This window comes from Falsiroseomonas oryzae (assembly GCF_027856955.1).
GTDB lineage: Bacteria > Pseudomonadota > Alphaproteobacteria > Acetobacterales > Acetobacteraceae > Falsiroseomonas > Falsiroseomonas oryzae.
Map to the genome: position 1 here is coordinate 1 of NZ_JAPSMD010000434.1, position 4,405 is coordinate 4,405.

General features: G+C 74.4%; 4 protein-coding genes. All 4 read right to left on the minus strand.

Features of this window, described 5'->3' with window-relative positions:
- Nucleotides 1-82: 82 nt before the first annotated feature.
- Entirely contained in the window at nucleotides 83-1,243 is a 1,161-nt protein-coding gene (locus tag OZN99_RS26315) for a G1 family glutamic endopeptidase (RefSeq protein ID WP_270938198.1), read from the minus strand.
- 4 nt (nucleotides 1,244-1,247) lie between these two features.
- On the minus strand, nucleotides 1,248-2,231 hold the full coding sequence (locus OZN99_RS26320) for a phosphatase PAP2 family protein (RefSeq protein WP_270938199.1): 984 nt from the start codon (nucleotides 2,229-2,231) through the stop codon (nucleotides 1,248-1,250).
- Between the two features lie 49 nt (nucleotides 2,232-2,280).
- A complete protein-coding gene (locus OZN99_RS26325) occupies nucleotides 2,281-3,843 on the minus strand; it encodes a winged helix-turn-helix domain-containing protein (RefSeq protein WP_270938200.1) in 1,563 nt (520 codons plus the stop codon).
- 346 nt (nucleotides 3,844-4,189) lie between these two features.
- A partial coding sequence (locus tag OZN99_RS26330; RefSeq protein WP_270938201.1) for a hypothetical protein occupies nucleotides 4,190-4,405 on the minus strand: 216 nt, incomplete at its 5' end.

Below are 4,405 nucleotides of genomic sequence, written 5' to 3' on the forward strand. Positions count from 1 at the left end.
TGCGCACCGCGCTGGTCAGCGCGGTGGAGCGGTTCCGCCGGCGCGGCTGACCGCGGCGTACTGCCGCCCGGCGCCCGGCGCGTCACCCGCGGTACTGCACCACCAGCCGGTCGCGCGCCGCGCCGCGGTCCGGTACCGCGATCCGCCGCGCGCAGCAGGGGGTGCCCCGGCGGTCCGTCATGCTGACCAGCCGCGGCTGGTCGAGCGTGCGGAGCATGTCCACCGCGGCATAGCGCAGCGCGTCATGCGGGCCTTGCCTGCTGCCGCCGGCGATGCAGTCGCGGAACTCCACCTGGCCGAAATCCGGCAGCGGATACTTGTCGGTGCGGCCCATCACCGTCGGCCGCTCCACGCACCACACCGCGGCCATGCCATCGACCGGTGCCGGCCGGGCGTGAAGCTGCATCAGGTCGGCGCGCCCGCCACCGGCGGGGATCGGGCCCGACTGCCAGGCCACGCTGTCCTCGGTGCCGCGCGTCTCGTTGCGGATGCTCATCACCACCCGCTCCGGCGAATGCAGGGCGAGCCAGCACGCCACCTCGTCGCCCGGCCGGACGGCGAAATCGGTGAAGACCACTTCGCCGTAGTTGCCGCCCAGCACCCACCACTGCGCCCAGGCATAGGTCTCCACCCAGCGCCGGCCATCCCGGAACATCTCCGCCGTCGTCGTGCCGATCTGCGGCAGCGAGCCGGCGATGTCGCGATGCCCGTCGAGCCCGATCCAGACCGAGACGCGGCGCGACAGCGGCTCGCCGGCGAAGGCGCCCTCGATGGGTGCCGGCGCGCCGGGAGCGGACTCCGCGGCATCCGGCACGCGCCAGCGTGCGGTGACGGCGGTGAAGCGGCAGCCTTCCCGCGCACCGAGTATGGCGCCGGACCAGTTGCGGCTCGCCTCCCGCCGCGAGGCGATCGGGCCGGACCCGCCGGCATTGCTGGCCGAGGCGCGGCGGAGACGGTCGAGCAGCGCGCCCCGGCCCGCCGCCATCGCGCCGGAGGGCCTGGTGCGGCGCAGCCGCTTCCACCTCGCTGCCAGGTCCATCCACGCCGCTCCCTCCATCCGGTGGTCCGGATAGGGCCAGGGCAGGCCGCCGCCGGCGACGAAGAAGGCGTCGTAGCCATCCGGGCTGTCGCCCCAGAAGGCGTCTGACCCGGCCGGGAGCGCGGGCAGCCGCTCCGCCCGCCGCGCCACCGCGGCCGTGGCGGCGGCCAGCAGTTCGTCGGCCGCGGCGATGATGTCGCCCACCGGCTCAGTTCCACTCGGCGCGGGCGGCGCGCAGCAGCGCGGCAGCGCCCGGCGTCTGCCGCATCGCTGCCGCCACCGCGCTGGCAAGTTCCTGCCCGGCTTCGCTGTCGCTGGGATAGTGCAGGCCGGCGATCTCCCGATTCCGCGCGACCCGCTCCGCCAGGACCTGCACCGCCGGCAGGCAGGCGGCGGCCGGCGTCTCAGCCAGGATGGCGCCCAGCGCCTGCGCGATCAGGCTTGCCTGGGTGGCGTGGCCGGAGGGGTAGGAGGCATGGCCCGGCACCTCGATCGGCGGCCGAAGGGCGGCGCAGACCTGGGAGGGGCGCCGGCGGTCCTCGATCATCTTGAAGTGCTGCACCGCCAGCCCGCCGATCAGGTTGGCGGCCTGGATCGCCGCGAAGGTCGCCGGATGGCTGCCCGGCGTGGCGCAGAGCAGCCCCATGAACTCGACGATGAAGCTGCCGCTCTGCGCCAGGATCTCGCCCATCGCATCCGGGCGCTCGTCCTCGGCCAGCAGGATCAGCGCGTCGATCTCGGCGTTCACCGCCTCGGTCAGGTTGCCGCCGTCGCGCGTCAGCCGCTCGCGCCAGCCGACCAGCGCCAGGCCGCCCTCGCCGGCCGCGCCCTTGCCGGATTCGCGCTGGCGGTAGCGCCAGGCGGGCGTGTCGGTGAACTCGGCCAGCAGGTGCCAGGCGCGCCATTCCGAGGCCCAGCGCCGGCCGAACCGGCCGTCATGCCCGGCGCGCCAATCAGGATCCCGCAGCGGCTTGAACGGGGTGCCCGAGGGGCTGGCGACGAAGGGCAGGTCCACGCGGTCGGGGAAATACCACCCGCCGCTGCCGCCGGCGTAGCCAGCGTTCCCCTGGTTCCCCTGATTGCCCTGGTTCCCTTGGTTCCCTTGGTTCCCCTGGTTCCCCTGGTTGCCCTGGTTCCCCTGGTTGCCCTGGTTCCCCTGGTTCCCTTGATTCCCCTGGTTGCTGGCAGACATCCACGATTCTCCCTTCCGCGCATCGCGCGGCACGTTGCTTCCACCCTGGCTAGTCGGGCAGCCCGGCGCGCCGGAGCCGCTCCGCGAAGAGGTCGCGCATGCCGCCCTGCAGCGGCGTGCGGCGCAGGAAGCCGCCCAGCGAGAAGCCGGGGTCCAGCTCCATCAGCCGCAGCGCGAAGCGCCGCGCCTCGTCCATCCGGCCGAGCGCGACCAGGCTCGCGATCAGGGTGCGCCAGTTCGCCAGGTGCTGCGGGTTGGACAGCATGGAGGCGTGCGCGGCAGCGACCGCCTGCTCCATCTCGCCCGCGGTGTACCGCGCCTGCGCCAGGATGTGCTCGTGCAGGAAGGTGAAGGGGTCGCAGGGCGCGAGCCGCAGCCCGCGCGACGCCCAGGCGACGGCGTCGGCCCCCTCGTCCAGCCAGCAGCGCAGCGCGCCGCCCCAGCTCCAGGCCAATGCGCAGCTCGGGCCGACATCCACCGCCTGGTCCAGCATGCGCCGCGCCGTGGCGAAGTCGTGCTCCATGTAGCCGTGCAGGAAACCGCGCAGCGCCAGCGCGAAGGCGTCGTGCCGGTCGCGCCGCAGCGCGGCCTCCGCGCAGTCGCGCGCGGCCTGGGTCTCGCCCGGTTCCTCCGCCCAGCCCTGCGCGATGCGCAGCGAGTGCCACCAGGCCGTGTAGCTGAAGGGCAGCGCGCTGTCCGGGTCCGCCTCCATCGCCTGGCCGAGCAACGCACGCCCCCTGTCCAGTGCAGCGCGGTCCATGCGCCGGATCTCGTCCAGCGCGCGCAGCACCAGGTCGTAGGCAGTCAGGTTCGCCGGCGGCTTGCGCAGCGCGCGCTGCAGCTCGTGCTCGCGCAGCTGCGGCGCGATGGCGGCCACCACCTGCTCCGCCACGCGGTCCTGCAGCGCGAAGATGTCGTTCGCCTCGCCGTCGAAGCGGTCGGTGCGCAGGATGGTGCCGCGCTCCGCATCCGTCAGCTCGGTGCTGATGCGCACCCGCCCGCCGGCGCGCCGCACGCCGCCGTACAGCACGTAGCGCACGCCGAGCTCACGCCCCGCCGCGCGCGCATCCAGCGTGCGCGCGGCGAAGGCGAGCGCCGAGCCGCGGCTGACCACGAACAGCCCGTCCAGCCCGGACAGGACATGGACGATGCCCTCGATGATGCCGTCGGCGAACCAGCCTTCCTCGGGGTCGTGGTGGTCCTTGCGGAAGGGCAGCACCGCGATGGAGGGCCGGTCGTCGGCGCGCGGCGAGAGCAGCGGCGCGACCGGCGCGGCGACGAGCTCGTCGGTCTCCACCTCGGCCTGCAGCAGGTAGCCGCGGCGCGGCACGGTCTTCAGCAGCTCCGTCCCGCCGGCGCCGATCGCCTTGCGGATCTCCACCACGCACTGGGTGATGCTGTCGTCGGTGACGAAGATGCCGGGCCAGACCGCGTCCAGGATCTCGTCGCGCGCCACCACGCGGCCGGGGTTGCGCAGCAGCAGGCGCAGCAGTTCGTAGGTCTTCGGCCGCAGCAGCGTCTCGGTGCCGTCGGGCGCGAGCAGCATCCCGCGCCCCTCGTCCAGGGTGCAGTGGCCGAAGCGGATCCGGCGGGCGGTCGCCCTGATCTCCATCCGATGTACCTGAAGCGGTCCGGACCCGAACCTACCGCGCGCCAGGATGGCAGCGCCACCGCCCTGCCGGGCAACCCACGGGCCCGTGTGCACCCGCCCGGCGGGCATGGCGGCGCGGCGGGCGGCGGCCGCGATCATGCCCGGCCTCCCGTCCGTCCCGACCCGGTATCGCGGCGCGGCTGTGTCATGGCGGCAGGATAGCCGGCCGCCGGGCGGCGCGGCCCGAAGCGCCGCCGAACTTCTTCCGAAACCGGCGCGGTCGGCGCAGCCGCCCGGATGGCCTGCGGCAGGGGGGCCATGACGGCCGGCGCCGCAATATCTCTATCGCGGAGGGGCGGGCGCAAGCCTACTCGTAACGGATGATGTCACATTTCAGCAGCCAGGCCAGCGCGCGGTGCATCCGCCAGGCGCGTGCCGAGGGCAGCTCCGCCACCAGCTGACCCGCTGTCGCCGGCCCTGCCGCCAGCCGCTCCATCACGGCGGCGAAGGCGTCCTGCCCGGGCAGCAGGTCGCGCCGCGGCGCGCTGCCGGGCAGCGCGACCAGCTGCAGCAGCCGCGCCAG

What these genes read in the sequence shown, in the direction of transcription:
- OZN99_RS26325 (WP_270938200.1), bottom strand. Translation starts at nt 3,843, where the DNA reads ATGGAGATCAGGGCGACCGCCCGCCGGATCCGCTTCGGCCACTGCACC.
- OZN99_RS26320 (WP_270938199.1), bottom strand. Translation starts at nt 2,231, where the DNA reads ATGTCTGCCAGCAACCAGGGGAATCAAGGGAACCAGGGGAACCAGGGC.